Below are 22801 nucleotides of genomic sequence, written 5' to 3' on the forward strand. Positions count from 1 at the left end.
GTGACGCGTAGGGATGCCCGAATGAACGAGACGCGGCGTGGCCGCGTCGTAGAGAAGTACGACGCGGCCACGTTGTGTGCTCGGCTCATGTCACATGAGCACGGTGTCAGTGAGCGCCCGTTCCCGTAAGGGAGCGGACCTCGAGTTCCGCGAACTTCCGGGGGTCGGCCTTCTCCTTGGACAGGACGGTGCCCAGCCAGCCCAGCAGGAAGCCGAGCGGGATCGAGACGATGCCCGGGTTCTCCAGCGGGAACCAGTAGAAGTCGGCGTCCTTGAACATCGAGGTGGGCTTCCCGGAGACGACCGGGGAGAAGAGCACCAGGACGACCGCGGAGACGAGGCCTCCGTAGATCGACCACAGCGCGCCCTGGGTGCTGAACCGCTTCCAGAAGAGGCTGTAGAGGATCGTCGGCAGGTTGGCGGAGGCGGCGACCGCGAAGGCGAGGGCGACGAGGCCGGCGACGTTGAGGTCGCGGGCCAGGGCCCCGAGGCCGATGGCCACGGCGCCGATCACGACCGTGGACCAGCGGGCCGCGCGGACCTCCTCCTGCTCGGTGGCGTTGCCCTTGCGGATCACGTTCACGTACAGGTCGTGGGCGAACGACGAGGAGGAGGCGAGGGTGAGCCCGGCCACGACCGCGAGGATGGTGGCGAACGCGACCGCGGAGATCACGGCGAGCAGGACCGCGCCGCCCGTGGAGCCGGCTCCGCCGCCGACTTCCTGGGCGAGCAGCGGGGCGGCGGTGTTGCCGGCCTTGTTGGAGGCGAGGATGTCGGTGCGCTTGAGCAGGGCGGCGGCGCCGAAACCGAGGGCGATGGTCATCAGGTAGAAGGCGCCGATGATGCCGATGGCCCAGTTCACGGACTTGCGGGCGGCCTTGGCCGTGGGCACCGTGTAGAAGCGGATCAGGATGTGCGGCAGGCCGGCGGTGCCGAGTACGAGTGCGATGCCGAGCGAGATGAAGTCCAGCTTCGTCGTCGCGTCCTTGCCGTACTTGAGGCCCGGCTCCAGGAACTTGGCGCCCTGGCCGCTGTTCTCGGCCGCCTTGCCGAGCAGCTCGGAGATGTTGAAGTGGAACTTCAGCAGCACCAGGAAGGTGATGAGCAGGGCGCCCGCGATGAGCAGGACGGCCTTGATCATCTGGACCCAGGTGGTGCCCTTCATGCCGCCGATGGTGACGTACAGGATCATCAGTACGCCGACCAGCGCGACGACGGCGACCTTGCCGCCGTCGCTGGTGATGCCGAGGAGCAGCGAGACGAGCACGCCGGCGCCGGCCATCTGGGCGAGCAGGTAGAAGATCGAGACCACGATGGTGGAGGTGCCGGCGGCGGTGCGCACGGGCCGCTGCCGCATCCGGAACGCGAGCACGTCGCCCATCGTGTAGCGGCCGGAGTTGCGCAGCGGCTCGGCGACGAGGAGCAGGGCGACCAGCCAGGCGACGAGGAAGCCGATGGAGTAGAGGAAGCCGTCGTAGCCGAAGAGCGCGATGGCGCCGGCGATGCCGAGGAAGGACGCGGCGGACATGTAGTCGCCGGAGATGGCCAGGCCGTTCTGGAAGCCGGTGAACTGGCGGCCGCCCGCGTAGAAGTCGGCGGCGTCCTTGGTCTGGCGGCCGGCCCAGATCGTGATGAAGAGGGTGGCGACGACGAACAGCCCGAACAGGGTGATGATCAGCGGCCGGTGCTCGGTGGCGCCCGCGGCCACGGTCCCCGCGAGGTGGAGGGCGAGGGCGTCGCTCATTCGCCGGCCTCCATCCGCGCCTTGATCGCCGCACCCTTCGGGTCGAGCTTCGCGGCGGCGTGCCGGGAGTACAGCCAGGCGATCAGGAAGGTCGTCGCGAACTGGGCGAGGCCGAGCACGAGGGCGACGTTGATGTTGCCGAAGAGCTTGGTCCCCATGAAGCCGCCGGCGTAACTGGACAGCAGGACGTAGAGCAGGTACCAGGCGATGAAGGCCACGGTGAGCGGGAAGGCGAAGGACCGGTAGGAACTGCGCAGTTCGGCGAATTCGGCGCTCTGCTGGACGGCTGAGAACTCTTCGGCCGTGGGGCTCGCCGTGGGCGTTCCCGCGCTGCCGTGCGGCGGCGCTGCTTCGGTGGTCACGGGGGGCTCTCCTTGTGACGCGGGTGCGGTGGGGACGACGGACAAAACAACCTCCGTGTGGGGGGGACGGTGGCGCTGATCCCCCCTTGTCAACGGCACGTACGGCGCGTCGGGACGGTTCAACACCCGTTGATTTTTCGGATGATCCTTCAGGATCTGATTTCGTCGAACTGATGGCGGAAAGTCGCGCGCCCGCACTAGGTTCGCTTGTCATGAACCCGCCGTCCGGCGCGAACCCGCGCGGGCGGCTTCTTTCACGATGATGTGGAGAACCCATGGCTCAGCTGGGGTCACGATCCCCTGAGAGACGCGGCCGTCTCGCCGTTCCGGTCGGCCTGGCGCTCACCGCCTCGCTCGCCTTCCTGCCCGCGGTCGCGGCATCCGCCGCCCCGCTGGGCAACACGGCGGGTACGGCGGCCACGGCGAAGCCCGACACCACCGGCCCCAAGCTCTCGTACGTCGCGAACCTGACCGCGTACGCCTCGGTGAAGGCCGCGAAGAAGGCCGTCGAGCGGGCCGGTGGAACGGTGGTGACGTCCTATGAGCAGATCGGGGTAGTCGTCGCACACTCCCAGAACCCGGACTTCGCCAAGCAGCTGCGCGCGCAGCGCAGCCTGTTCGTGTCGGTCGGCGCCACCCGGACGGCCCCCCTCCAGACGGTGGCGACCACCGAGGAGGGCACGACGCAGAAGCTCAGCGCGGCGGACGCCGCCAAGGCGGCGGCGACGGCCACGGACGGTCAGGAGCCGCTGGAGCCCAACCAGTGGGACCTGCGGGCGATCAAGGCCGATCAGGCGCACAAGATCAACGATGGCAGCCCGGACGTCACCGTGGGCGTCATCGACACGGGTGTCGACGACACCCACCCGGACCTCGCCCCGAACTTCTCCAAGGGCCAGTCGGCCAACTGTGTCGGCGGCGTCGCGGACACCACCGACGGCGCGTGGCGCCCGTACCCCGACGGCAGCGACCACGGCACGCACGTGGCCGGAACCATCGCGGCCGCGCGCAACGGCATCGGCGTCGCGGGTGTCGCGCCGGGCGTGAAGGTCGCCGCGATCAAGGTGAGCGAGCCGGGTACCAGCCTGTTCTTCACCGAGGCGGTCGTCTGCGGCTTCATGTTCGCCGCCGAGAAGGGGATCGAGGTGACCAACAACAGCTACTACGTCGACCCGTGGCTCTACAACTGCAAGGCGGACGACGACCAGAAGGCGCTGGTGGAGGCCCTCGGCCGGGCGACCAAGTACGCCGAGCGCAAGGGCGTGCTCAGCGTGGCCTCGGCGGGCAACTCGAACCACGACCTGGCGTCGAACGCCATCGTCGACGACACGAGCCCGGACGACGCCACCCCGGTCCCGCGCACGATCGACCCGCACGTCTGCCTGGACATCCCCACCCAGCTGCCGGGTGTGGTCACGGTGAGCGCGACCGGCGACCAGGGCTTCCGCTCGTACTACTCCAGCTTCGGGCTGGGCGTCGTCGACGTCGCCGCCCCCGGCGGAGACAAGTGGCAGGTTCCGGCCACCCCCGACGCCAACGGCCGCGTGCTGTCGACCGTGCCGGGCGGCGGCTACGGCTACAAGCAGGGCACCTCGATGGCCGGACCGCACGTGGCGGGCGTGGCGGCGCTGCTGAAGAGCGCGCACCCGAAGGCCACGCCGTCGCAGCTCCAGGCCATGCTGAAGGCCCAGGCCACGAAGACGGCCTGCCCGGAGAAGGTCTACGACGCGACGGGCGCGCTGGTCGCCGCCACCACCTGCCAGAGCAGGTGGGGCCAGACCGGGTACTACGGCTACGGCGTGGTGGACGCGCTGAAGGCCGTCAAGTAGCGGCCTGAACGGCAGGGGCCGGTCCGGGGGACTCCCCCGGACCGGCCCCTGTGCGCGTTCCGTACCGTCAGGGCTTGATGAGCACCTTCAGCGCGCTGCGGTCGTCCATCGCGCGGTAGCCGTCCGGGACCTCGTCCAGGGACACGGCCCGGTCGAAGACGGGCGCCGGGTCGATCGCGCCGCTGAGCACGTCCTCCAGCAGCTCCGGGATGTACGCGCGCACGGGCGCGACGCCGCCGCGCAGGCTGATGTTGCGGTCGAACATCACGCCGAGGTCGAGGCCGGTGCCGCTGCCGTGCGGGACGCCGACGTAGCCGATGGCCCCGCCGTCGCGGGTGATGCTCACGGCGGTGCGCATGGACTGCTCGGTGCCGACGGCCTCGATGACCGCGTGGGCGCCTTGGCCGCCGGTGAGCTCGCGGACGGCGGCCTCGGCGGCCTCCCCGCGCTCGGCGACGACGTCGGTGGCCCCGAAGAGCTTGGCGATGTCCGTACGGACGGTGTGGCGGCCCAGTGCGATGATCCGCTCGGCGCCGAGGCGCTTGGCGGCGAGGACCCCGCACAAGCCGACCGCGCCGTCGCCGACGACGGCCACCGTGGAGCCCTTGCGGACACCCGCGCCGAGGGCGGCGTGGTGGCCGGTGCCCATGACGTCGGAGAGGGCCAGCAGGCCGGTCAGCAGGTGGTCGTCGGAGACGGCCGCGGCGGGCAGCTTCACGAGGGTGCCGTCGGCGTGCGGGACGCGGACGGCCTCGCCCTGGCCGCCGTCGAAGCCGACGGAGCCCCAGAAGCCGCCGTGCACGCAGGACGTGTACAGGCCCTCGGAGCAGTAGTCGCAGGTGCCGTCGGACCACATGAAGGGGGCGACGACGAGGTCGCCGGCCTTCAGGCCGGACACGGCCGAGCCGGTCTCCTCGACGACGCCGAGGAACTCGTGGCCGATGCGCTGGCCGGGCTGGCGCGCGGCTTCGCCGCGGTAGGCCCACAGGTCGCTGCCGCAGATGCAGGCACGCAGCACGCGGACGACGGCGTCCTCGGGGCGCTGGATCGCAGCGTCGGGCACCTCCTCCACGCGGATGTCGTGCGGGGCGTGGATGACGGTGGCGCGCATGGGTGTGCAGCCCTCCGGATCAATTGGTTCAGTCGTGACAGTGCATGCCTTGTGTGGCCGTCCTACGGTACGCCTGTGCCGGAGCGAGCGCCCCGGTGGCCAGCAGGTACTGGGCGGCGACGTAGGTGGCCATGATCCAGAAGTCGGGGCGCGGCAGCTGCGGCCAGTCGGCGACCCCGGTGGCGATCAGCGTGTCGGAGAGCAGGAACAGCGCCCCGCCCAGGCCGGCGCGCAGGCCGAGGGCGCTGGAGCGGTAGGCCATGGCGGTCAGCAGCAGGCTGTACCCGGCGACCGGGACGCGCAGATCGGCCGGCAGGTCCGCCCAGAGCAGCGCGACGGTCCCGACGAGCGCCAGGGCGTACGCGCCCCCGAGCGCGGGATGCGTTCTGCCCCGGCCGAAGAGCACGAGGTAGCAGACGTGCCCGGCGGCGAAGGAGCCCATGCCGATGAGGAAGGCGGGGTCGGCGTCGAAGAGGAGGGCCAGGTCCCCGCCCCACCCGAAGAGCAGGGCCGCGACGAGCAGGCGGGGAGCCTTGCGCGTGATCACGTACGCGACGAGCAGCGGCATCAGCAGCGGCTTGGCGAGGACGTGCCCGAGGTGCCAGCCGGCCAGCAGCGAGCCGAGGTCGAGGGCGGTGGCGAGGGCGAAGGCGCCGAGCAGGACGCGGCCGGCGGCGCCGGCTTCCTCGGGCACGGGCCGCGCCCAGGAGGGCGTACGGAACGCCCGGGACTCGGTGTCGCTCACGCGGCGTGCTCCGAGGCCTTCGCGGGGGCGGCGGAGTCGGGCGCGCCGGCCGCCTCGGGCACTTCGGGCGCTCCGGCCGCCTCGGGCACCTCGGCCGCCACCGGGGCGGCGGGCTGCCAGCCGGGGCCGCGGAAGACGCGTCCGGCGCGCTCGCGCCAGCTGCGGGCGGCGCGGACGTCGCGGGCGATGGCGGCGTACTCGTGGGTGGCGACGCGCAGGGGGTTGTAGGTGCCGATGTTCTTGGTGAGCCCGTAGACGGGCTTGTCCTCCTCCCCCACCCAGGAGCCGAACATCCGGTCCCAGACGATCAGGATCCCGCCGAAGTTGCGGTCCAGGTAGCCGCCCTGGGAGGCGTGGTGGACGCGGTGGTGGGAGGGGGTGTTGAAGACGTACTCGTAGGCCCGCGGGAGCTTCCCGATGCGCTCGGTGTGGACCCAGAACTGGTACAGGAGGTTGATGCCGTAGCAGAACGGGATCGCGGCCGGGTGCACGCCGAGGGCGACCATCGGCAGGTAGAACCACCAGGTGGTGGCGCTGGTCCAGGGCTGGCGCAGGGCGGTCGTGAGGTTGAAGTTCCGGCTGCTGTGGTGGACGACGTGGCAGGCCCACAGGATGCGGATGACGTGGTGGAGCCGGTGCTGCCAGTAGTAGAGGAAGTCCTGGACCAGCAGCATCAGCAGGGCGGTCCACCACAGGAACGGCACGCGCAGCGGGGTCAGCTCGTAGACCGCCGTGAACACGGCGACGACCGGGATCTTCCAGAGCAGGTCGAAGCCGATGCTGCCGAGGCCCATGGCGACGCTCGTCGCCGCGTCCTTGGCGTCGTAGCCGGCGGCGTCCTCATCGGGATGGAGCCGGTAGCTCACCACCTCGATGACGGTGAGCAGCACGAAGGCAGGTATGGACCACAGCACGACATCGGGCAGGTTCGGCATGCCCGCACCATAGAGCGGGTTCGGGGGCGCCGCTAGGGGTTGTTACCGATCGGTATCCATCGGGGTTACCGACGGTTCGCGCGATAATCTCCGGACCGACGGGAAGGCGGGGGATGACGGGCTTCGAGACGGTTCTCTTACGTGTGGCGGGGACGGCGGCCGGGGCGCTGGTGAAGTCCCTGCTGAGTCGCGCACCGGGGGCGGGACTGGCCGCCGACCCGGCGCATCCGGCGGCCCGCTGGCAGCGCCCGGAGGAACTGGGCGAGCCGGAGGTCCGCCGGCTCGCCCGCGTACTCGCCGCGCGCCTGGGCGAGGCCGCGGACCGCCTGCCGGCGCACGAACGCCTGGCGGTGGTCGACGCGGTGGGCGACGCGTTCGCCGCGCTGGGGACGCTGGACGCGGAGGGCCTCTTCGCCGCAGACCTGGACCCGGCGGCGCTGGCCGCGATGCTGCTGCCGCCGCGCGGCGCGGCCCTGAGCGAGGCGGCCGAGTCCGCCTACCGCGACCTGGTCGCCCTGTGCTGCGCACACGCCGTGGAGTACACGACGACCCTGCCGGGCTTCGGGGCACGCGCGGAGGTGGAGCTGATCCGCCGCACCGGCGAGCTGACGCGCGCCGTGGAGCGGATGGGGCGGCGCGAGGACGGCGCGGCCCACGCGTTCGAGGAGCGGTACGCGCGCTACGTCGCCGAGACCCACGGCCGCCTCCAGCTGTTCGGCCTGACCTTCAGCCGGGCCCGCGCGGAGTGGCCGCTGGACCTGGCGTACATCAGCCTGGCGGTGAACGGCGAGCAGCTGCTGGAGGAGCCGGGCCGCCACTCGGCGATGAAGACCGAACTGGCGTTGAGTTCCTCCGAGCGCGTCCTGCTGCGCGGCCCGGCGGGTTCGGGCAAGAGCACCCTGGTGCAGTGGCTCGCGCTGAACGCGGCGCGCCGCAGCTTCAAGCCCGGCCTGCGCCACTGGAACACGCTGGTCCCCTTCGTCCTGCGGCTGCGCTCGTTCAACTCGCCGGAGGGCCTGCCGATGCCCGAGGACTGGCTGCGCGCCTCGGGCGTGCCGCTGCGGGCCCCCGACGGGTGGGTCGAGAACCTGCTGTCCGAGGGGCGGGCGCTCGTCCTGGTCGACGGCGTCGACGAAGTGTCGTCCAAGCTCCGCAGCCGCACGGAGGACTGGCTCCGGTCACTGCTCGCGGCCTACCCCCGGGCCCGCTACGTGGTGACCACCCGCCCGTCGGCCGTCCCGGAGGACTGGCTGACCGGGCAGGCGTTCTCCCTCCTGTCCCTGCTGCCGATGGAGCGCGCCGACGTCAGCGCGTTCATCACGCACTGGCACGACTCCGCCCGTGCGGAGTGCGGCTCCGAGGAGGAGCGGGAGAGCCTGGACCGGTACGAGAGGTCGCTCATCGAATCCGTCGGCTCCCGCCGGGACCTCGGATGGCTCGCCTCGAACCCCCTCATGTGCGCCCTGCTGTGCGCCCTGAACCGGGACCGCCACATGCACCTGCCCCGGGCCCGCAAGGAGCTGTACGACGCCGCCCTGGACATGCTCCTGGTACGCCGGGACACCGAGCGGGACATATCCGGCGTCGAGGGGGTGTACCTCAGCAGGGACGAGCAGACCCTGCTGCTCCAGCGGCTCGCGTACTGGCTCATCCGCAACGGCCAGGTGGAGGCGTCCTGCACGGAGGCGCAGGAGATGGTCGGCGAATGGCTCGCCGCGATGCCCCAGGTACGGGCGCAGGCCGGGGCCGAGCAGGTGTTCCGGCACCTGCTGATCCGCAGCGGGCTGCTCCGGGAACCGGTGCCGGGGTCGGTCCATTTCGTGCACCGGACCTTCCAGGACTACCTGGGGGCCAAGGCCGCCGTGGAGGCGAGGGACTTCGGCGTGCTGGTGGGCAACGCCCACGAGGACGCCTGGGAGGACGTCGTCCGCATGGCGGTCGGGCACGCCCGCCCCGAAGAACGCGCGCGCCTGCTGCGGCAGCTGCTGCGACGGGCCGACAAGGTCAAGCGGGACCACAGCCGGCTGGTCCTGCTGGCCGCGGCCTGCCTGGAGCACGCCCCGGAACTGGACCCCGCGGTCTGGCGGGAGGTGGAGGAGCGCACGGCGCACCTGCTGCCGCCGTACTCGGTGGGGCAGGCTGAGGAACTGGCCAAGGCGGGCGAGCTGGTCCTGGAACTGCTGCCGGGCCCGGCGGGTCTGGACGAGCAGCAGGCCGCCGCCGTCATCCGTACGGCCGCGCTGGTCGGCGGGGAGCGGGCGCTCCAGGTCATCGCCGGCTTCCGCCGGGACGACCGCTACGACGTGGTCCACGAACTGTCCGACTCCTGGGGGCGGTTCCCCACGGACGCGTTCGCGGACGCGGTCCTGGCCGACGCCCCCGTCCGCGTCGGGCACCTGCACGTGCGCACGCCGCAGGAGCTGGCCGTGCTCCGCCGGATGCCGCACATCCGGCGGGTCCACCTCACGTGGAACGGCCCCGTCCCGGGGGCGATCTCCGGGCGGCGGGACCTGGAGTGGCTGGTCATCCACCGCAATCCGGCGCTGACCGATCTCGCACCGCTGGCCGGGCACCCGTCGCTGCGGCACCTCGGTGTGCTGGACTGCCCGGAGGTCACGGGCATCGAGGCGGTCGCCGGGCTGTCGGCGGACAGCCTCGCCTTCGGCTACCTCCGGGACGGCCTGTCGCTGGCCCCGCTGGCGGCGGTCGACGGGCTCAAGTCCCTGGTCATCGGGTTCGAGCCGCAGCAGCGGCGGATCGGGGACGTCCCGGCGGCCGAGGGGCTGACCTCCCTGGCCCTGTGGCAGGGCGTCCGCAGGATGACCCTCGACGGGATCGACCGGTGGCCCGGGGTGAAGGACCTGACGATCGCGGGCAGCATGCAGTACCGGGAGCTGGTCCGCTCGCTCCCGCTCCCGGGGCTGCACTCCCTGCAACTGCGCCACGCCGCCCCCGTGTCGGCCGCGGCCCTCGTGCCGTACCAGCAGCTGACCGAACTCGTGCTGCTCAGGTGCGTGTTCGAGGGGACGCTGGAGCCGCTGACCGAGCTGCCGGGGCTGCGGCGGCTCGTCCTGCGCGAATGCCTCGGGACCCTGGACCTCTCACCGTTCGCTGACACGGACGGGCTCGTGATCGAGGTGGACCGGCGCACCGGCACGGTCGGCGCCGAGCGGATCCCGCCGGAGCGGCTCGTCTACCGGAACTGAGCCGCCCGGCGGGGGCGCGGGATCACCAGACGCGGACCGAGCCGCCCTTGGCGAAGGCCGGGCTGGTGGCCTCCGGCGGGACCTGCGTCAGCGGCTCCGCGATCTCCGTCACCAGCGGGCCGTGCTTCGCCGCCAGCCCGTCCAGGAAGGGGAGGTCGAAGCCGTACACGCGGGCCGCGTTGCCGCCCGCCATCGCGGCCACCTCGGCCCTCGGGAGACCCGCGTAGGCGATGCGGAGGCCCTCGCGGGAGAAGGGGGTGGTGCCCTCGTCGTGGGGGTAGTCGCTGCCCCACATGATCTTGTCGAGGCCGATCCGGTCCCGCAGCGGGACCTCGTGGGGGCGCATGAAGCTGGCCCCCACGAAGCAGTTGTCCCGCCAGACCTCGCTCGGGCCCTTGCCCATCGCCTCCGCCAGGCCCGCCCCGAATTTGGACTCGGCCGTGGCCGAGGCCGCGACCAGGCGGCCGTGGTAGTAGTCCAGCATCTCGATGACCCCCGGGATCCAGCCGGAGCCCTGCTCCGTCAGGACCAGCTTCAGGCCGGGGTGGCGGCGGAACGCCCCGCCGAAGACGAGGTGCCACAGGGCCCGGTGCGAGAACCAGGTCGTCTCGACCATGAAGACGGCCCTCGCGGCCGGTTCGTCGCCGAGCGGCGGCGACGCCGAGCCGCCGTGGTGGTTGACCGGGACGTCCAGCTCGTCGCACACCGCCCAGATCGGGTCGTACGCCGCCGAGTACAGCTCGGGGACCGACGAGCCGGGCGGGACGCCGGGCAGCAGGATGCCGCCCGTCAGGCCCGCTTCCCGCGTGCGGCGGATCTCCTTCACCGCCGCGTCCACGTCGTTGAGCAGGATCTGGACCACACCCGCCCGCCGCCCCGGCGCGTCCGCGCAGAAGTCCGCCAGCCAGCGGTTGTGCGCCTGGAGCCCCGCCCAGCGCATCGTGTACTCGGCGGCGGTCGGCGGCTGGGCCATCAGCGAAGCCTTGGGGAAGAACGGCGGGATCGTGTTCGGGAAGACCACCTCCGCCACGATGCCGTCCGCCTCCAGTTCGGCGAGCCGGCGCGCCGAGTTCCAGTTGCGGTCCGCCGTGTCCGCGAGGAGGTCCTCGTACGGGTTCACGTAGGTGGCGGCCCAGGCGTCGAACTCCTCGTGGTACCGCTTCTCCAGGTACGGCTTGTAGTCCAGCAGGTCCGCGCCCGCGTGGCAGTCCGCCGAGATGACCGTGTACCGGTCCGGGCCCGTCATCGGTCCACCCCCAGGACGGGGAAGTCCTCGCCCGTCAGCCAGTGGCGGCCCGTCTCCCGCGAGCGGGCCCAGGAGGACTCCACGGACGCCTGGTCGGCCGGCTGGCCGAGCTCCGCCGGGGTCGGGCCGATCCGGCGGGCGAGCGGGGCCAGCTTCTGCGTGTCGAAGCCGAAGACGTCCGCCGCCGCCAGCCCCAGCATCCGGCGGGTCTCGCCGACCGGGATGTCGTGGAAGGTGTTCTTCAGCCAGGTCCGGGTGTTCGGCCAGGTCCCCTCGGGGTGCGGGAAGTCCGAACCCCACAGGATGTTGTCCACGCCGATCTCGTAGCGCTGGGCGAGCTCGCGCCGCTTGGTGTTCGTCGCGCAGATGAACACCTGCCGGTCCAGGTACTCGCTCGGCGGGCGCTTGAGCTCCTCGAACGGGGACAGCTTCTTGCCGCCGTGCGCGCCGAGGTAGAGCCGGTCCATGAACCACAGCTGGTTCGGCAGCCACCAGCAGCCCGACTCCGCGACGCCGAACCGCAGCCCCGGGTGCCGCTCGAAGACCCCGGACCAGAGCAGGAACCACAGCGGGCGCGACGGCCACCAGGTGACCTCGGAGACGAAGATGCCCAGGTGGTCGCCGTACTCGTGGCGCGGCGAGGAGCCCGAGTGGGTGACGATCGGCATCCGCGTCTCGGCCGCCGCCGCCCACACCGGGTCGTAGCGGCGGTCGTGGTACGGCGCCTTGTCCACCCACATCGCGGGGATCATCAGCGCGCCGAGTCCGGACTCCTTGGCCCGGTGGATCTCGGCGACGACCTTCGAGGGCTCGCCCGTGATGGGCAGCAGGGCGACCCCGCAGTGCCGCTCGGGGGTCTCGGAGACGAACTCCGCCAGCCAGCGGTTGTGCGCCTGCGCGCCCGCCATGCCGAGCTCGGGGTCCTGGTCGCCGGAGAGCCCGAGGCCCACCCCGAAGGGGGCGGCGGTCTGGCTGTCCACGGCGTCGGCGTCGGGGAAGACGACCTCGGCGGCGACCCCGTCGCCGTCGAGCTCCTTCAGGCGCTGCGCCGTGTCCCAGCCACCCCTGAGGCCTTCCTCGTGATCGTGGAACCACTTCTCGGCGAAGGCCTCGTTGCGGACGCCGAGGCGCGTGGCCTCGGCGCGGCGGGCGCCCTGCTGGCCGAGGAACTCGTCGAACTGGGGGTGGAAGCGGGAGTCGAGGTACGGGCGGTACTGCTCGGTCGGCAGTCCCGCGTGGCAGTCGGAGGAGATGATCAGGTACGGGTCTTCGTACGCACTGCTGTCGTTCACGGTCTCGCTCACTGCACACGCTCCTCAGTCGAGGATGAAGCTCTCCAGGTAGGCGGGGTCGGCGCGGTCGAGCATCGACTGCGACCGGGCGCGGATCTGCCGGTCGCTGTGCTCGCTCGCCGGGAGCATCCAGAAGCGGTCGGCGCGGATGCCGTCGACGACGTGCTCGGCGACCTCCTCGACCGGGGTGAAGTCCACCTCGTGGCCGGCCCGCTTCATCGCGGCCTCGTACTGGTCGAGGCTGCGGTACGGGGTCTTGCGCGGCCGCTGCTTCGCGTACCGCTCGGGCCGGTTGCGGTGCGACTCCCACAGCCCGGTGCGCAGCATGTGCGGTCCGGGGAACAGGACGGAGGCGCCGATGGCCGCGCGTTCCGCCTTGAGGTGGGCGTACAGCGACTCGGTCATGGTGACGACGGCCGCCTTGGTGACGGCGTAGACGGAGGCGGTGGGCAGCGGGGCGATGCCGCCGTCGCCGGAGGAGGTGTTGACGACGTGGCCGGGGCCGCCGCCCGCGATCATGCGCGGGACGAAGGCCTGGATGCCGTGGAAGACGCCCCAGACGTTGACGGAGAAGGCCCACTTCCAGTCGTTGGGCTCGTGCTCCCACATCCGGCCCTCGGCTCCGGAGCCGACGCCGGCGTTGTTGCAGAGCACGTGCACGGCGCCGAAGGCCTCGTACGCGGCGTCGGCCAGCGCGAGCACGGAGTCGCGGTCACTGACGTCGACGGGCCGGGCCAGCACCCGGGCCCCGTCGGCGGTCAGCTCGTCGGCGGCCTTGCGCAGGGCCGCTTCCTCCACGTCGGCGAGGACGACCTTCAGCCCCTCGGCCGCGAAGCGGCGGGCCATCGCGAGGCCGATGCCGCTCGCGGCGCCGGTGACGACGGCCACCTGTCCGGGTTCGAGCCGCATGTCACACGCTCCCCTCGGGCGGGCCGTCGAGGATCTGCATCGGGTCGTCGTAGCGCTGGTGGATGTAAGGGAGGAGGGCCCGGGCGCTGACGCGCTCGACGACGCGGCCCTTCTGGTCGGTGGTCTTCTCGCCGATGGTGATCTCCACGATCCGGCGTACGGGGAGGTCGGCGACGGGGTCGAACATCGACTCGCGCAGGACCACGTCGCCGGTGACGTGCTCCAGCCTGCGGACCTTCTCGTTGCGGGTGACGTGGACGAGCACCGGGTCGGCGTCGAAGCCCGAACCGTCCACCGCCGGAAGGAACTTGAAGTAGAAGTCGGTCTTGGCGACGGGCTCGGGCAGCGGCAGTTCGCGGTCCACCGCCCCGCGCACCTCCACGAACGCGATCCCGTGCCGGGCCAGGGAGGCCCGTACGACGAGGCCGTCGCGCTCGACCTCGACCTCGCCCAGCTTCTTCGGCTCGCCGAAGACCTCGCGGCCGCCGATCAGGGCCCGCTCGTGGGTCATGGGCATGACCAGCGGATACCAGCCCTCGACCCCGTCGTGCTGCGCGGCGACGGCGACCGAGCCGGCGCCGAGGGGGTAGCCGGGCAGGTCGACCTTGCTGATGTTGGCCCGTACGAGGGGCCGCTCGGCGGGCTTGAGCGGTGGCGGCAGGACCGCCGCCACCACGTCCGGGTCGCTCTCCCAGACGGCCACCACTCCGGTGGACCAGATGTCGGGGAGCCGGGAACTCTTCTCGCGCGACGCCGTGATCTCGGCCTCGGTGCGCGCTCCGTACCGTACGCGTGTCATCTCTCGCACCATCCCTCGCCTTGAGCGGATCGGTTCTGTAACACAGTTACACCGCGAGCGATGAAGGGTAAAGACCTCTGCACACAAGGAAACTGACGACTCGACAGATTTACTGGATCCGACAGATTGGCGGAAGACGGCCATGGCCAGAGCCACGCTCACCCGTGACGAGGTACTGGCGGCGGCGGCCTCCCTGGTCAAGCAGCACGGCCCGGCCGCCCTCACCATGCGCAAACTCGCCGCCGAGCTGGGCACGGCGGTGACCTCCATCTACTGGCACGTCGGCAACCGTGAATCGCTGCTCGACGCCCTCGTCGAGCGGACCGTCCAGGAGATGGGCGCGATACGGCCGGCCGGCCGCACCCCCGTCGAGCGGATCCTTTCGGTGGCCCGGATCCTGCGCCGCGAACTGCGCGAGCGGCCGCACCTGATCGCGATGGTCCACGAACGCGGGCTCACCGAGCGGATGTTCCTGCCCGCCCAGCAGGCCCTGGTCCACGAGGTGCACGCGGCCGGGCTGCGCGGAGCGCGGGCCGCCGACGCCGTGCGCGCGGTCCAGTTCCAGATCGTCGGCTACCTCCTCGTGGAGCGCAACCGCGAACGCTCCCCCGCCCAGTCCCCCGCCGAGAGCGACCTCTGGGACCCTCCCCCCGGCTCCGCCGGGGAGAGCTCCACCGCCGCCCCCGACGACCCGGACCTCGCCCGCGCCCTCGCCCGCCCGGCCGACCCGGAACGCCTGTTCCTGCTCTCCGTCCGCGCCCTGGTCCGCTCCCTGCTGGCACCGGCGGACCCGCCCCCGCGGTGAACCCCTTTACCGGCCACCGCCCTCGGGCCGGCGGGGCCCATCGGGCACCGGGTGTCAGTCCGTGCCGATATCCTCTGTGACCATGCTCGACGACCGTACGACCGCAGAGACGACGTGGCCGACCGCGTACCCCGAGGGGTATGCGGTCGTCGACGTGGAGACGACCGGGCTCGCTCGCGACGACCGGATAATCTCCGCCGCCGTCTACCGGCTCGACGCGCAGGGCAATGTCGAGGACCACTGGTACACCCTGGTCAACCCGCAGCGGGACCCGGGCCCGGTCTGGATCCACGGACTGACCAGCGACATGCTCCAGGACGCGCCGCTCTTCAAGGACATCGCCGAGGAGTTTGCCGGCCGGCTCGCGGACCGGGTGCTCGTCGCGCACAACGCGATGTTCGACTGGCAGATGATCGCCCGGGAGTACGCGCGGGCCGCCGAGACCGCGCCGGTCCGTCAGCGGCTGTGCACCATCGCCCTGTCGAAGGAGCTCAACCTCCCGCTGCCCAACCACAAGCTGGAGTCGCTCGCCGCGCACTTCGGCGTGGTCCAGCAGCGCGCCCACCACGCGCTCGACGACGCCCGCGTGCTCGCGGAGGCGTTCCGTCCGTCGCTGCACGCCGCCGCGCGGGACGGCGTACGGCTGCCCCTGCTGGAGTGCCGGCCGCTGACGGAGTGGTCGGACTCCCCCGTCACCCCGCGGATCGGCCGGCAGGCCTCGTACGGGGGCGCCGGCTGGCGGCCCTCGCGCAAGCGGCCGCCGTGCCCGCACCCGAACCCGGGGCGCTTCGAGGACGGAAAACCGCTCAAGCAGGGCATGCGGATCGCCTTCTCGGGTGACACCTCGGTGGACCGGGAGCTGCTGGAGGACCGGGCGATCGAGGCGGGGCTGCATGTCGCGACGAGTGTGTCGCGGCTCACGAGCCTGCTCGTGACGAACGACCCCGATTCGGCCACCTCCAAGACCGTCAAGGCGAAGTCCTTCGGTACGCCGGTGGTCGACGAGGCGGCCTTCACCCAACTGCTGCGGGACGTGGCTGCGGCAGACGGGTGAGCGTCGGGCGACTCGCCCGGCACCCGCTTTCCCGTCGCGCCCGTCCGGTCCCACCCTGTGGCGCATGGCACGTTGTGAGGTCTGCGGAAACGATTACGGCATGTCCTTCGAGGTGCACGCGCAGGGGAGCGTGCACGTCTTCGACTGCTTCTCCTGCGCCATCCACCGCATGGCGCCCATCTGCGAACACTGCCGGGTGCAGATCATCGGACAGGGCGTCGAGGTCGAGGGCCAGTGGTTCTGCGGGGCGCACTGCGCCCGCGCGGAGGGGAAGGTGGGCATCGTCGACCGCGTGTGACCCTCCCCTCGCCCTCGTCTTCCCCTCCCCTTCCCCTCTCCCCTCCCCCTCTCCCTTCCCGTCCCCCTTCCCGACCCCGGACGGCCACCCGGCCGCCGGGGTCTTCCCGTCTGGGGGTACCGTCGTGGGCGTGTACCGCTTTCTGCTGACCCGGCAATGGGTGTGCCTCACCCTCATCGCCCTCGCCCTCATCCCCGCGATGATCAAGCTGGGGTTCTGGCAGTACCACCGCCATGAGCACCGGGTCGCGCAGAACGAGCTGATCGCGGCGAACCTGTCCGCGAAGCCGGTGCCGATGACCGAGGTGACCTCCCCCGGCCACCAGGTCCCGCGGGCCGACTTCTGGCGTGCCGTCACCGCCACCGGGACCTACGACACCGCGCACGAGGTCGTCGTACGGATGCGCACCGACAACGATGACAAGGTCGGCTTCCACGTCCTGACCCCGCTGGTGCTCGCCGACGGCCGGGTGGCCCTGGTCAACCGCGGCTGGGTGGCGGGCGGCGCCGACCCGCGCGCGTACCCGCCCGTGCCGCCCGCACCCTCGGGCGAGGTGACCGTCACCGGGCGGCTGAAGGCCGACGAGACGAGCGGCGGCACCGGCATCAAGGACCGCAAGGCCCTGCCGGACCGCCAGGTGATGCTGATCAACAGCGGCCAGCAGGCGCGGTACGTGGGCAAGCCCGTCCTCGGCGGCTACATGGAGCTCACCGCTCCGGTCCCGGCGGGCGGCAGCCCCGAGCCGATCGCCGACCCCGACCACGACTCGATCGGCCCGCACATGGCGTACGCCGTGCAGTGGTGGCTGTTCGCCGCGTCGGTGCCGGTCGGCTGGCTGGTCCTCGTACGGCGCGAGAAGCGCGACCGCGCCGCGGCCGCGGCGGCCGGCGCGACCCCCGAGCGGGAGCCGGCGCCGACGGCGTAGCGTGTCGGGCATGGATCTTGGACTGAAAAACCGTGTCTACGTCGTCACCGGAGCCACCCGCGGCCTGGGCTTCGCCTCCGCGCGCGAACTGGCGGCGGACGGCGCGAAGGTGATCGTGACGGGCCGCGACGCGACGCGCGCCGCCGAGGCGGCCGCCTCGCTGGGTCCGAACGCCGTGGGCGTTGCCGCGGACAACTCCGACCCCGAGGCGGCGGCCGCGCTCGTCGCCACCGCGAAGGAACGGTTCGGCCGCCTCGACGGCATCCTCATCAGCGTCGGCGGCCCCGCCCCCGGTTCGGCGGCGAGCAACACCGACGAGCAGTGGGCGGCGGCGTTCGAGTCGGTCTTCCTGGGCGCGGTACGCCTGGCCCGCGCGGCGGCGGCCGAGCTGGGCGAGGGCGGGGTCATCGGCTTCGTCCTGTCGAGCTCGGTCTACGAGCCGGTCCAGGGGCTGACGATCTCCAACGGCCTGCGGCCGGGGCTGGCGGGGTTCGCCAAGTCCCTGTCGGTGGAGCTCGGACCGCGCGGCATCCGCGTGGTCGGGCTGCTCCCGGCCCGGATCGACACCGACCGCGTCCGCGAACTCGACGCCCTGTCGGGCGATGCGGCGGCGGCCCGCGCGGCGAGCGAATCCGGCATTCCGCTGCGGCGCTACGGCACCCCGGAGGAGTTCGGCCGCTCGGCGGCGTTCCTGCTGTCGCCCGCCGCCTCGTACCTGACGGGCATCATGCTCCCGGTCGACGGCGGCTCCCGCCACGGCTTCTGACGGCCCCTCCCTCCCCGGCGATACGGCCTACGTCACGCGGCGGGCGCGGTGGGAGGTGATCCGGAAGCGGGCCTCCGCGGGCAGTTCGGGGAGGCCCGCCGACCGGCGGGCGTGGCTCAGCACCGGCCCGGCCAGCTCCGCCAGGGCGTCGGCCGGGACGGCATGCGGCTCCAGTTCCAGCTCCATCCGCAGCTTCGGGCCCGTGCGCCGGCCCCGGCGGCCCTGCCTCCCCTGCCGGCCCCGCAGGACGACGCTGCACCGGGCGACCCCGTCCAGCGCCCCCGCCTCGGCGGCCACCGCCTCCTCCAGGGCCCGCCCGCGCAGCACAGCGAACGCCCCGTCGCCGGTGTCCACCACCACCGCGGGCAGCCGCGAGCGCCGCAGCTGCGCCAGCAGCCACCACAGCGCGAGCACCACGCACACCCCGAGTCCGGCGAGCACCGCCCACCACCACCAGCCCTCGGCATGCCAGTACCGCTCGCGGGTCGCCGCGCTCAGCAACGGCTCGTGGCGGCCGCCGAACGGCCACAGCGGCGTCAGCAGCGCCACCCCCGCGGCCAGCAGCACGGCGCCGATGATTCCGAGCAGGATCCGGTTCACCGTCCCGAGCATCCCCTCACCTCTTCCCGACGGGGGCCCTGGTGACCCGTACCCGCGGCTGCGGCGCGTGCGCGAGGCCCAGTTCCCCGATGCCGACGGCGAGGACCTCCTCCAGGTCGGCCCGTACGTCGTCCAGCTCGCGGAAGTGGGACTCCGCCCGGACCGCGACGCGGGACCGCCGCACCGCGACCCGCGCCGAGCGCACCCCGGACACCTCCATCGCCCGGTCCCGCAGCACCAGGGCCGCGGCCTTCCGGCCGAGCCCGGCCCGTACCCCGGCGTCCGGGTCCGGCGGCCGCATCGGCAGGACGGCGCGCAGCCCGGGGGTGAGGGCGAGGAGCAGGAGCACCGCCCCGGCCACGGCGAGGACCGCGGCGCCGACGGCCACCTCCGGGTCGGCGGGGGTGTGCCGCTCCAGCTGGTGGACCAGCTCGCGGCGCCACTCCATGCCGGGGCGGTGGGCCCGTACGGCGGCGAGGTCGTAGAGGAAGAGGCCCGCGGCCCCGAGCACGGCCAGCGCCGTCAGCGCGGCCGGGATCCGCCGGGCGGACCGGAAGCGGGCGATGTGGGCCGGGGCCGCCGCCTGGGCCGGCGCCCGGCCGGGTGCCGGCGCCGTCACCGCAGTTTCCGGTCCCGTACGGCGGCGGTGCGGGTGTGCTTGGAGTGCAGGTGCTCGATGTCGATGTCCACCTCGGGTACGGACATGGAGGCGCACTCCTCGATGCGGCGGACCACTTGGCGGCGTACGGCCGCACACTGGTCGGCGAGGTCGGACGGATATCCGAGTTCCAGGCTCACCCGTACCCGGGCGATGTCGTGGTGGACGGTGACGCTGGCGTGCGGGGCGCCCGGCGCGGCGCCGCGGCCCGCCGGGCCGCCCCCGCCGGCTTCGGGCGGTCCGGCCGGCCGCGCGGCGAGCGCCTCCCGGGCGGCCTGGGCCGCGATCTTGGCGACGACCCGGTCGGCGATCCGGGTGGCCCCCCGTTCGGCGGGAGGGACCCGCTGCGGGGTCGCCCGTGTCGTACTCATCAGGGCCTCACCTGTCGCGGTTGCGGGGGCGGAAGAAGTCGCCGGGCTCCAGGTCCCCCTCCAGGAACCGGCCGACGATACAGCCGATGGCGCCGAGCGCCGCCACCAGCAGGAAGGCTCCGAACCCGCCGAAATATCCGGCGAACGCGAGCGCCATGCCGGCGAAGAGACCGGCGACCGCCATCCTCATGCGGGCTCCTTCACTGGAGTCGGGACTCCGGCTCCTCGTCGGGCTCGTCGGGGAGCTTGACGTCGCTGACCGCGATGTTGACCTCGACGACCTCCAGGCTGGTCATCCGCTCGACCGCCGAGATGACGTTCTCACGGACGGCCCGGGCCACGTCGCGGATCGACACGCCGTAGTCGACGACGATCTCCAGGTCGAGGGCGGTCTGCACCTCGCCGACCTCGGCCTTGACCCCGCGGGTGGCCGAGGACTTCGCCCCGCCGGGGACGCGGTCGCGGACGGCGCCGAACGTACGGGCGAGGCCGGTGCCGCTGCCCATGGCATGGACCCCGACCACCTCGCGGGCGGCGAGTCCGGCGATCTTCTCGACCACCCCGTCGGAGATGGTGGTCCGGCCGCGGTCGGCCGGATTGCGGGAGGCGCCCCCGGATGTGGATTCGGTCATCGCGTGTCCCTTCGCGCGGATGGACTCACTTCGCACCACGGTAAGCGCGTACCCGCGGCGGCGCTCCGGGACTACTCCGGTCGGCCGGGAACGGACCCCCTCCACCGCTTGACCTCAACTGCGGTTGAGGTCGGAGAGTGGGCGCGTGATCAAGGCCGAGAGGCCGCTTTCGGACAGGGGGAATGGCATGCGTGCGATACGGGTGGACGGGTACGGCGGTCCGGAGGTCCTGGTTCCGGTGGAACTGCCGGATCCGGTCCCGGGGCCGGGTGAGGCGGTGGTCCGGGCCGAGGCCGTGGACACGATCTTCGTGGAGACCCAGATCCGCGGGGGCTGGGGCGAGTCCTTCGGCATCCACCCGCCGTACGTGCCGGGCGGCGCGGCCGCGGGAACGGTCGTCGCGGTGGGTGAGGGGGTGGATCCGCACTGGCGGGGCCGCCGGGTGGTGGCCGCCCCGGGCACGAAGGGGACGTACGCGGAGCTGGTCCGGGTCCCGGTGGACCTGCTGGTCCCGGTCCCGGACGGCCTGGAGGCCGCGGAGGCGGCGGCCCTGGCGCACGACGGGGTGACCGGTTCGGGCATCGTCGAGGGAGTCGGGATCACGGCGGGCGACCGGGTGCTGATCCTGGGCGCGGCCGGCGGGATGGGGACGCTGCTGGTGCAGTTCGCGGTGGCCGCGGGGGCGTACGTGGTGGGGGCGGCCCGGGGCGAGCGGAAGCTGGCGCTGATCCGGGAGCTGGGCGCGGACCGGGCGGTGGACTACACGGATCCGGGCTGGACCGAGGCGGTCGGCGGTCCCGTGGACGTCCTGCTGGACGGGGTCGGCGGCGAGCTGGGCCTGGCCGGCTTCGCGCTGCTCCGGGACGGCGGGCGGGTCTCGGCGCACGGCGCGCCGAGCGGCGGCTTCACCGCACTGGACCCGGCGGAGGTGGAGCGGCGCGGGATCTCCCTGCGCGGGATCGCGGAGGTCCAGTTCCCGCCGGCGGAGATCACCCGGCTGGCGGGCTTCGCCCTGGCCGAGGCGGCGGCGGGGCGGCTCCGCCCGGTGATCGCACGCAGGTTCCCGCTGGCGGACGCGGCGGAAGCCCATCGCGCCATCGAGGCGCGTGCGATCCCGGGCAAAGCCCTCCTGATCCCCTGAGGTCAGTCCGAGAGGCCCGCCAGGTCGCGCAGGCGGCGGGCCTGAGCGGCCCGCTCCGCCGAGCGCTGGGCGTCGTAGGGCCGGGATCCGGCGTCGCGGAGCAGGGCCTTCGTCTCGATGACGGCATCGCGCGGCGGGGCCAGCAGGGCCGTCGTGAGGTCCTGCACCGCCGCGTCCAGCTCATCGGCGGGTACGACCAGGTTGGCCAGTCCGACCCGCTCCGCCTCCTCGGCATGCACGAAGCGGCCCGTCGCGCAGATCTCCAGCGCGCGGGCATAGCCGACCAGCGAGGTCAGCGGCTGCGTCCCGGCCAGGTCGGGCACGAGACCCAGGCTGGTCTCGCGCATGGCGAACTGGACGTCGTCGGCGACCACGCGCAGGTCACACGCCAGCGCGAGCTGGAAGCCGGCGCCGATCGCATGGCCCTGTACGGCGGCGATGGAGACGATGTCGTTGCGCCGCCACCAGGTGAACGCCTCCTGGTACTCGGCAATGGTGGAGTCGAGCAGCTCGTCCGAACCGCGCGCCAGATCGAGGAAGGACGGCTCACCCTCGAAACCCTCGGGGGTGAACGCCTGCCGGTCGAGTCCGGCGGAGAAGGACTTGCCCTCACCGCGCAGCACCACGACCCGGACGGTGCCCGGCAACGACCTTCCGGCCTCCGCCAACGCCCGCCAGAGCGCGGGGGACTGAGCGTTTCGCTTGGCCGGATTGGTCAGTGTCACCGTCGCGACCGAGTCGTCCACGGTGAGCCGTACGCCGTCCTTGTCGAGCAGAGCCATCTGTGTGCCCTCCGGTGTGCAGTCGGCCGCAATCCCGGCCTAAGTGACTGCACAGTAACCACCCGGTCGGCCGGACGGCCGACCGGGGGTCACCGAAGAACTACGGTGTGGGCAGGCGAGCGTGATCCACCCCGGCTCCGGGCCTGACGGCCTGGATCGAGGTCAGGCCGAAGCCGCCTTCTTGCCGCGCGTCGCGCCACCGCGACCACGCAGAATGACTCCGGACTCACTGAGCATCCGGTGGACGAATCCGTAGGACCGGCCGGTTTCCTCGGCCAGCGCACGGATACTCGCACCGGAGTCGTACTTCTTCTTCAGGTCTGCCGCGAGCTTGTCGCGCGCGGCGCCGGTTACCCGGCTGCCCTTCTTCAGAGTCTCGGCCACCCGTGCCTCCTCATGGGAAGTGCGCTCTGGACTTCTCATGATCACCCCTCCCCGGCTTCCTGGCCACCCATTCAGCAAGGTCGGTACGACGACATTTCCCGAGGCGTGGACACATCAGCAGAACGGAATCTTCTCTTCCGCTGCATGACGTCCGTCACACTTCTCCACGCTCACCGGGAATCTCCAGGTCAGGGGCCGGACGGCAAA

24 protein-coding genes are annotated in these 22801 nt (G+C 72.5%); 8 read left to right on the forward strand and 16 right to left on the reverse strand.

Features of this window, described 5'->3' with window-relative positions; all coding sequences use genetic code 11:
• Positions 1 to 106: 106 nt before the first annotated feature.
• Both ADK52_RS27695 and ADK52_RS27700 read right to left on the reverse strand, forming a co-directional pair.
• Positions 107 to 1744 carry a cation acetate symporter gene (locus ADK52_RS27695; protein WP_053692568.1) on the reverse strand — a complete coding sequence of 546 codons (1638 nt, stop codon included), beginning with the start codon at positions 1742 to 1744 and terminating at the stop codon, positions 107 to 109.
• Positions 1741 to 2106, reverse strand: coding sequence for a DUF485 domain-containing protein (locus ADK52_RS27700; protein ID WP_053692569.1), 366 nt, complete (start codon positions 2104 to 2106; stop codon positions 1741 to 1743). Before ADK52_RS27700 ends, ADK52_RS27695 begins: the two co-directional genes overlap by 4 nt.
• Positions 2107 to 2381: 275 nt before the next feature.
• Between ADK52_RS27700 and ADK52_RS27705 the strand changes: the two genes are divergently transcribed.
• Positions 2382 to 3935, forward strand: a complete 1554-nt coding sequence (locus ADK52_RS27705) for a S8 family serine peptidase (RefSeq protein ID WP_053692570.1) — start codon at positions 2382 to 2384, stop codon at positions 3933 to 3935.
• 67 nt (positions 3936 to 4002) lie between these two features.
• Here the strand turns inward: ADK52_RS27705 and ADK52_RS27710 are convergent, their stop codons facing one another.
• From ADK52_RS27710 to ADK52_RS27720, 3 genes are read right to left on the reverse strand one after another with little or no spacing between them, the layout of a single operon-like run.
• Positions 4003 to 5046, reverse strand: a complete 1044-nt coding sequence (locus ADK52_RS27710) for a zinc-dependent alcohol dehydrogenase family protein (protein WP_053692571.1) — start codon at positions 5044 to 5046, stop codon at positions 4003 to 4005.
• A 28-nt stretch (positions 5047 to 5074) separates the two neighbouring features.
• Positions 5075 to 5791 (reverse strand): lysoplasmalogenase, encoded by a 717-nt coding sequence (locus ADK52_RS27715; protein ID WP_078988649.1) that lies wholly within the window; start codon positions 5789 to 5791, stop codon positions 5075 to 5077.
• Positions 5788 to 6726 carry a sterol desaturase family protein gene (locus ADK52_RS27720; RefSeq protein ID WP_053692572.1) on the reverse strand — a complete coding sequence of 313 codons (939 nt, stop codon included), beginning with the start codon at positions 6724 to 6726 and terminating at the stop codon, positions 5788 to 5790. Before ADK52_RS27720 ends, ADK52_RS27715 begins: the two co-directional genes overlap by 4 nt.
• Positions 6727 to 6839: 113 nt before the next feature.
• On the opposite strand from ADK52_RS27720, the gene ADK52_RS44620 reads away from it, so the two are divergent.
• Entirely contained in the window at positions 6840 to 9932 is a 3093-nt protein-coding gene (locus tag ADK52_RS44620; RefSeq protein WP_053692573.1) for an NACHT domain-containing protein, read from the forward strand.
• Positions 9933 to 9954: 22 nt separating this feature from the next.
• Here ADK52_RS44620 and ADK52_RS27730 read toward each other — a convergent pair whose 3' ends face one another.
• Genes ADK52_RS27730 through ADK52_RS27745 form a run of 4 tightly spaced genes read right to left on the reverse strand, consistent with a single transcriptional unit; the run spans position 9955 to position 14178 of the window.
• On the reverse strand, positions 9955 to 11178 hold the full coding sequence (locus ADK52_RS27730; RefSeq protein ID WP_053692574.1) for an amidohydrolase family protein: 1224 nt from the start codon (positions 11176 to 11178) through the stop codon (positions 9955 to 9957).
• The gene (locus ADK52_RS27735) at positions 11175 to 12482 is read right to left on the reverse strand and encodes an amidohydrolase family protein (RefSeq protein WP_234344269.1); all 1308 of its coding nucleotides are present in this window, start codon (positions 12480 to 12482) and stop codon (positions 11175 to 11177) included. The genes ADK52_RS27730 and ADK52_RS27735 overlap by 4 nt, the downstream gene beginning before the upstream one ends.
• A 12-nt stretch (positions 12483 to 12494) precedes the next feature.
• On the reverse strand, positions 12495 to 13379 hold the full coding sequence (locus ADK52_RS27740) for an SDR family NAD(P)-dependent oxidoreductase (protein WP_053692575.1): 885 nt from the start codon (positions 13377 to 13379) through the stop codon (positions 12495 to 12497).
• Between the two features lies 1 nt (position 13380).
• The gene (locus tag ADK52_RS27745; protein WP_053692576.1) at positions 13381 to 14178 is read right to left on the reverse strand and encodes an acetoacetate decarboxylase family protein; all 798 of its coding nucleotides are present in this window, start codon (positions 14176 to 14178) and stop codon (positions 13381 to 13383) included.
• A 142-nt stretch (positions 14179 to 14320) separates the two neighbouring features.
• Here ADK52_RS27745 and ADK52_RS27750 point away from each other — a divergent pair, with 142 nt between their 5' ends.
• The 5 genes from ADK52_RS27750 (at position 14321) to ADK52_RS27770 (ending at position 18026) form a co-directional block, all read left to right on the forward strand.
• Positions 14321 to 14983 carry a TetR/AcrR family transcriptional regulator gene (locus ADK52_RS27750; protein WP_053692577.1) on the forward strand — a complete coding sequence of 221 codons (663 nt, stop codon included), beginning with the start codon at positions 14321 to 14323 and terminating at the stop codon, positions 14981 to 14983.
• Positions 14984 to 15059: 76 nt separating this feature from the next.
• Positions 15060 to 16037 carry a DEDDh family exonuclease gene (locus ADK52_RS27755; protein WP_053692578.1) on the forward strand — a complete coding sequence of 326 codons (978 nt, stop codon included), beginning with the start codon at positions 15060 to 15062 and terminating at the stop codon, positions 16035 to 16037.
• Between the two features lie 64 nt (positions 16038 to 16101).
• Complete coding sequence (locus ADK52_RS27760; RefSeq protein WP_078613516.1) at positions 16102 to 16335, forward strand: hypothetical protein; 234 nt, start codon at positions 16102 to 16104, stop codon at positions 16333 to 16335.
• A gap of 130 nt (positions 16336 to 16465) precedes the next feature.
• A complete protein-coding gene (locus ADK52_RS27765; RefSeq protein WP_053692608.1) occupies positions 16466 to 17260 on the forward strand; it encodes an SURF1 family protein in 795 nt (264 codons plus the stop codon).
• Positions 17261 to 17270: 10 nt separating this feature from the next.
• A complete protein-coding gene (locus ADK52_RS27770) occupies positions 17271 to 18026 on the forward strand; it encodes an SDR family oxidoreductase (RefSeq protein ID WP_053692609.1) in 756 nt (251 codons plus the stop codon).
• A 27-nt stretch (positions 18027 to 18053) separates the two neighbouring features.
• Here the strand turns inward: ADK52_RS27770 and amaP are convergent, their stop codons facing one another.
• The 5 genes from amaP to ADK52_RS27795 are packed head-to-tail and all read right to left on the reverse strand — an operon-like array spanning position 18054 to position 20287.
• Entirely contained in the window at positions 18054 to 18638 is a 585-nt protein-coding gene (gene amaP, locus ADK52_RS27775; protein WP_053692579.1) for an alkaline shock response membrane anchor protein AmaP, read from the reverse strand.
• 4 nt (positions 18639 to 18642) lie between these two features.
• Positions 18643 to 19245: a DUF6286 domain-containing protein gene (locus ADK52_RS27780; protein ID WP_053692580.1), complete on the reverse strand. Its 603-nt coding sequence runs from the start codon at positions 19243 to 19245 to the stop codon at positions 18643 to 18645.
• Positions 19242 to 19655, reverse strand: coding sequence for a hypothetical protein (locus ADK52_RS27785; protein WP_053692581.1), 414 nt, complete (start codon positions 19653 to 19655; stop codon positions 19242 to 19244). Before ADK52_RS27785 ends, ADK52_RS27780 begins: the two co-directional genes overlap by 4 nt.
• A gap of 7 nt (positions 19656 to 19662) precedes the next feature.
• On the reverse strand, positions 19663 to 19845 hold the full coding sequence (locus tag ADK52_RS27790) for a hypothetical protein (RefSeq protein WP_053692582.1): 183 nt from the start codon (positions 19843 to 19845) through the stop codon (positions 19663 to 19665).
• A gap of 10 nt (positions 19846 to 19855) precedes the next feature.
• Positions 19856 to 20287 carry an Asp23/Gls24 family envelope stress response protein gene (locus ADK52_RS27795; protein ID WP_078988651.1) on the reverse strand — a complete coding sequence of 144 codons (432 nt, stop codon included), beginning with the start codon at positions 20285 to 20287 and terminating at the stop codon, positions 19856 to 19858.
• Positions 20288 to 20474: 187 nt separating this feature from the next.
• Between ADK52_RS27795 and ADK52_RS44625 the strand changes: the two genes are divergently transcribed.
• Positions 20475 to 21428, forward strand: coding sequence for a zinc-binding dehydrogenase (locus ADK52_RS44625; RefSeq protein WP_053692584.1), 954 nt, complete (start codon positions 20475 to 20477; stop codon positions 21426 to 21428).
• Positions 21429 to 21430: 2 nt separating this feature from the next.
• Here the strand turns inward: ADK52_RS44625 and ADK52_RS27805 are convergent, their stop codons facing one another.
• Both ADK52_RS27805 and ADK52_RS27810 read right to left on the reverse strand, forming a co-directional pair.
• Positions 21431 to 22210 (reverse strand): enoyl-CoA hydratase/isomerase family protein, encoded by a 780-nt coding sequence (locus ADK52_RS27805; protein ID WP_053692585.1) that lies wholly within the window; start codon positions 22208 to 22210, stop codon positions 21431 to 21433.
• Between the two features lie 162 nt (positions 22211 to 22372).
• On the reverse strand, positions 22373 to 22594 hold the full coding sequence (locus ADK52_RS27810; RefSeq protein WP_030163146.1) for a helix-turn-helix domain-containing protein: 222 nt from the start codon (positions 22592 to 22594) through the stop codon (positions 22373 to 22375).
• Positions 22595 to 22801 lie beyond the last annotated feature (207 nt).

This window comes from Streptomyces sp. WM6372, from assembly GCF_001279655.1.
Classification (GTDB): Bacteria; Actinomycetota; Actinomycetes; order Streptomycetales; family Streptomycetaceae; genus Streptomyces.

Bases quoted from the DNA above. Each gene is read 5' to 3' on its own strand.
- ADK52_RS27695 (WP_053692568.1), bottom strand. From the start codon at position 1,744: ATGAGCGACGCCCTCGCCCTCCACCTCGCGGGGACCGTGGCCGCGGGC.
- ADK52_RS27705 (WP_053692570.1), top strand. From the start codon at position 2,382: ATGGCTCAGCTGGGGTCACGATCCCCTGAGAGACGCGGCCGTCTCGCC.
- ADK52_RS27710 (WP_053692571.1), bottom strand. From the start codon at position 5,046: ATGCGCGCCACCGTCATCCACGCCCCGCACGACATCCGCGTGGAGGAG.
- ADK52_RS27720 (WP_053692572.1), bottom strand. From the start codon at position 6,726: ATGCCGAACCTGCCCGATGTCGTGCTGTGGTCCATACCTGCCTTCGTG.
- ADK52_RS44620 (WP_053692573.1), top strand. From the start codon at position 6,840: ATGACGGGCTTCGAGACGGTTCTCTTACGTGTGGCGGGGACGGCGGCC.
- ADK52_RS27730 (WP_053692574.1), bottom strand. From the start codon at position 11,178: ATGACGGGCCCGGACCGGTACACGGTCATCTCGGCGGACTGCCACGCG.
- ADK52_RS27740 (WP_053692575.1), bottom strand. From the start codon at position 13,379: ATGCGGCTCGAACCCGGACAGGTGGCCGTCGTCACCGGCGCCGCGAGC.
- ADK52_RS27745 (WP_053692576.1), bottom strand. From the start codon at position 14,178: ATGACACGCGTACGGTACGGAGCGCGCACCGAGGCCGAGATCACGGCG.
- ADK52_RS27750 (WP_053692577.1), top strand. From the start codon at position 14,321: ATGGCCAGAGCCACGCTCACCCGTGACGAGGTACTGGCGGCGGCGGCC.
- ADK52_RS27760 (WP_078613516.1), top strand. From the start codon at position 16,102: ATGGCACGTTGTGAGGTCTGCGGAAACGATTACGGCATGTCCTTCGAG.
- ADK52_RS27770 (WP_053692609.1), top strand. From the start codon at position 17,271: ATGGATCTTGGACTGAAAAACCGTGTCTACGTCGTCACCGGAGCCACC.
- amaP (WP_053692579.1), bottom strand. From the start codon at position 18,638: ATGCTCGGGACGGTGAACCGGATCCTGCTCGGAATCATCGGCGCCGTG.
- ADK52_RS27785 (WP_053692581.1), bottom strand. From the start codon at position 19,655: ATGAGTACGACACGGGCGACCCCGCAGCGGGTCCCTCCCGCCGAACGG.
- ADK52_RS27790 (WP_053692582.1), bottom strand. From the start codon at position 19,845: ATGAGGATGGCGGTCGCCGGTCTCTTCGCCGGCATGGCGCTCGCGTTC.
- ADK52_RS27795 (WP_078988651.1), bottom strand. From the start codon at position 20,287: ATGACCGAATCCACATCCGGGGGCGCCTCCCGCAATCCGGCCGACCGC.
- ADK52_RS44625 (WP_053692584.1), top strand. From the start codon at position 20,475: ATGCGTGCGATACGGGTGGACGGGTACGGCGGTCCGGAGGTCCTGGTT.
- ADK52_RS27805 (WP_053692585.1), bottom strand. From the start codon at position 22,210: ATGGCTCTGCTCGACAAGGACGGCGTACGGCTCACCGTGGACGACTCG.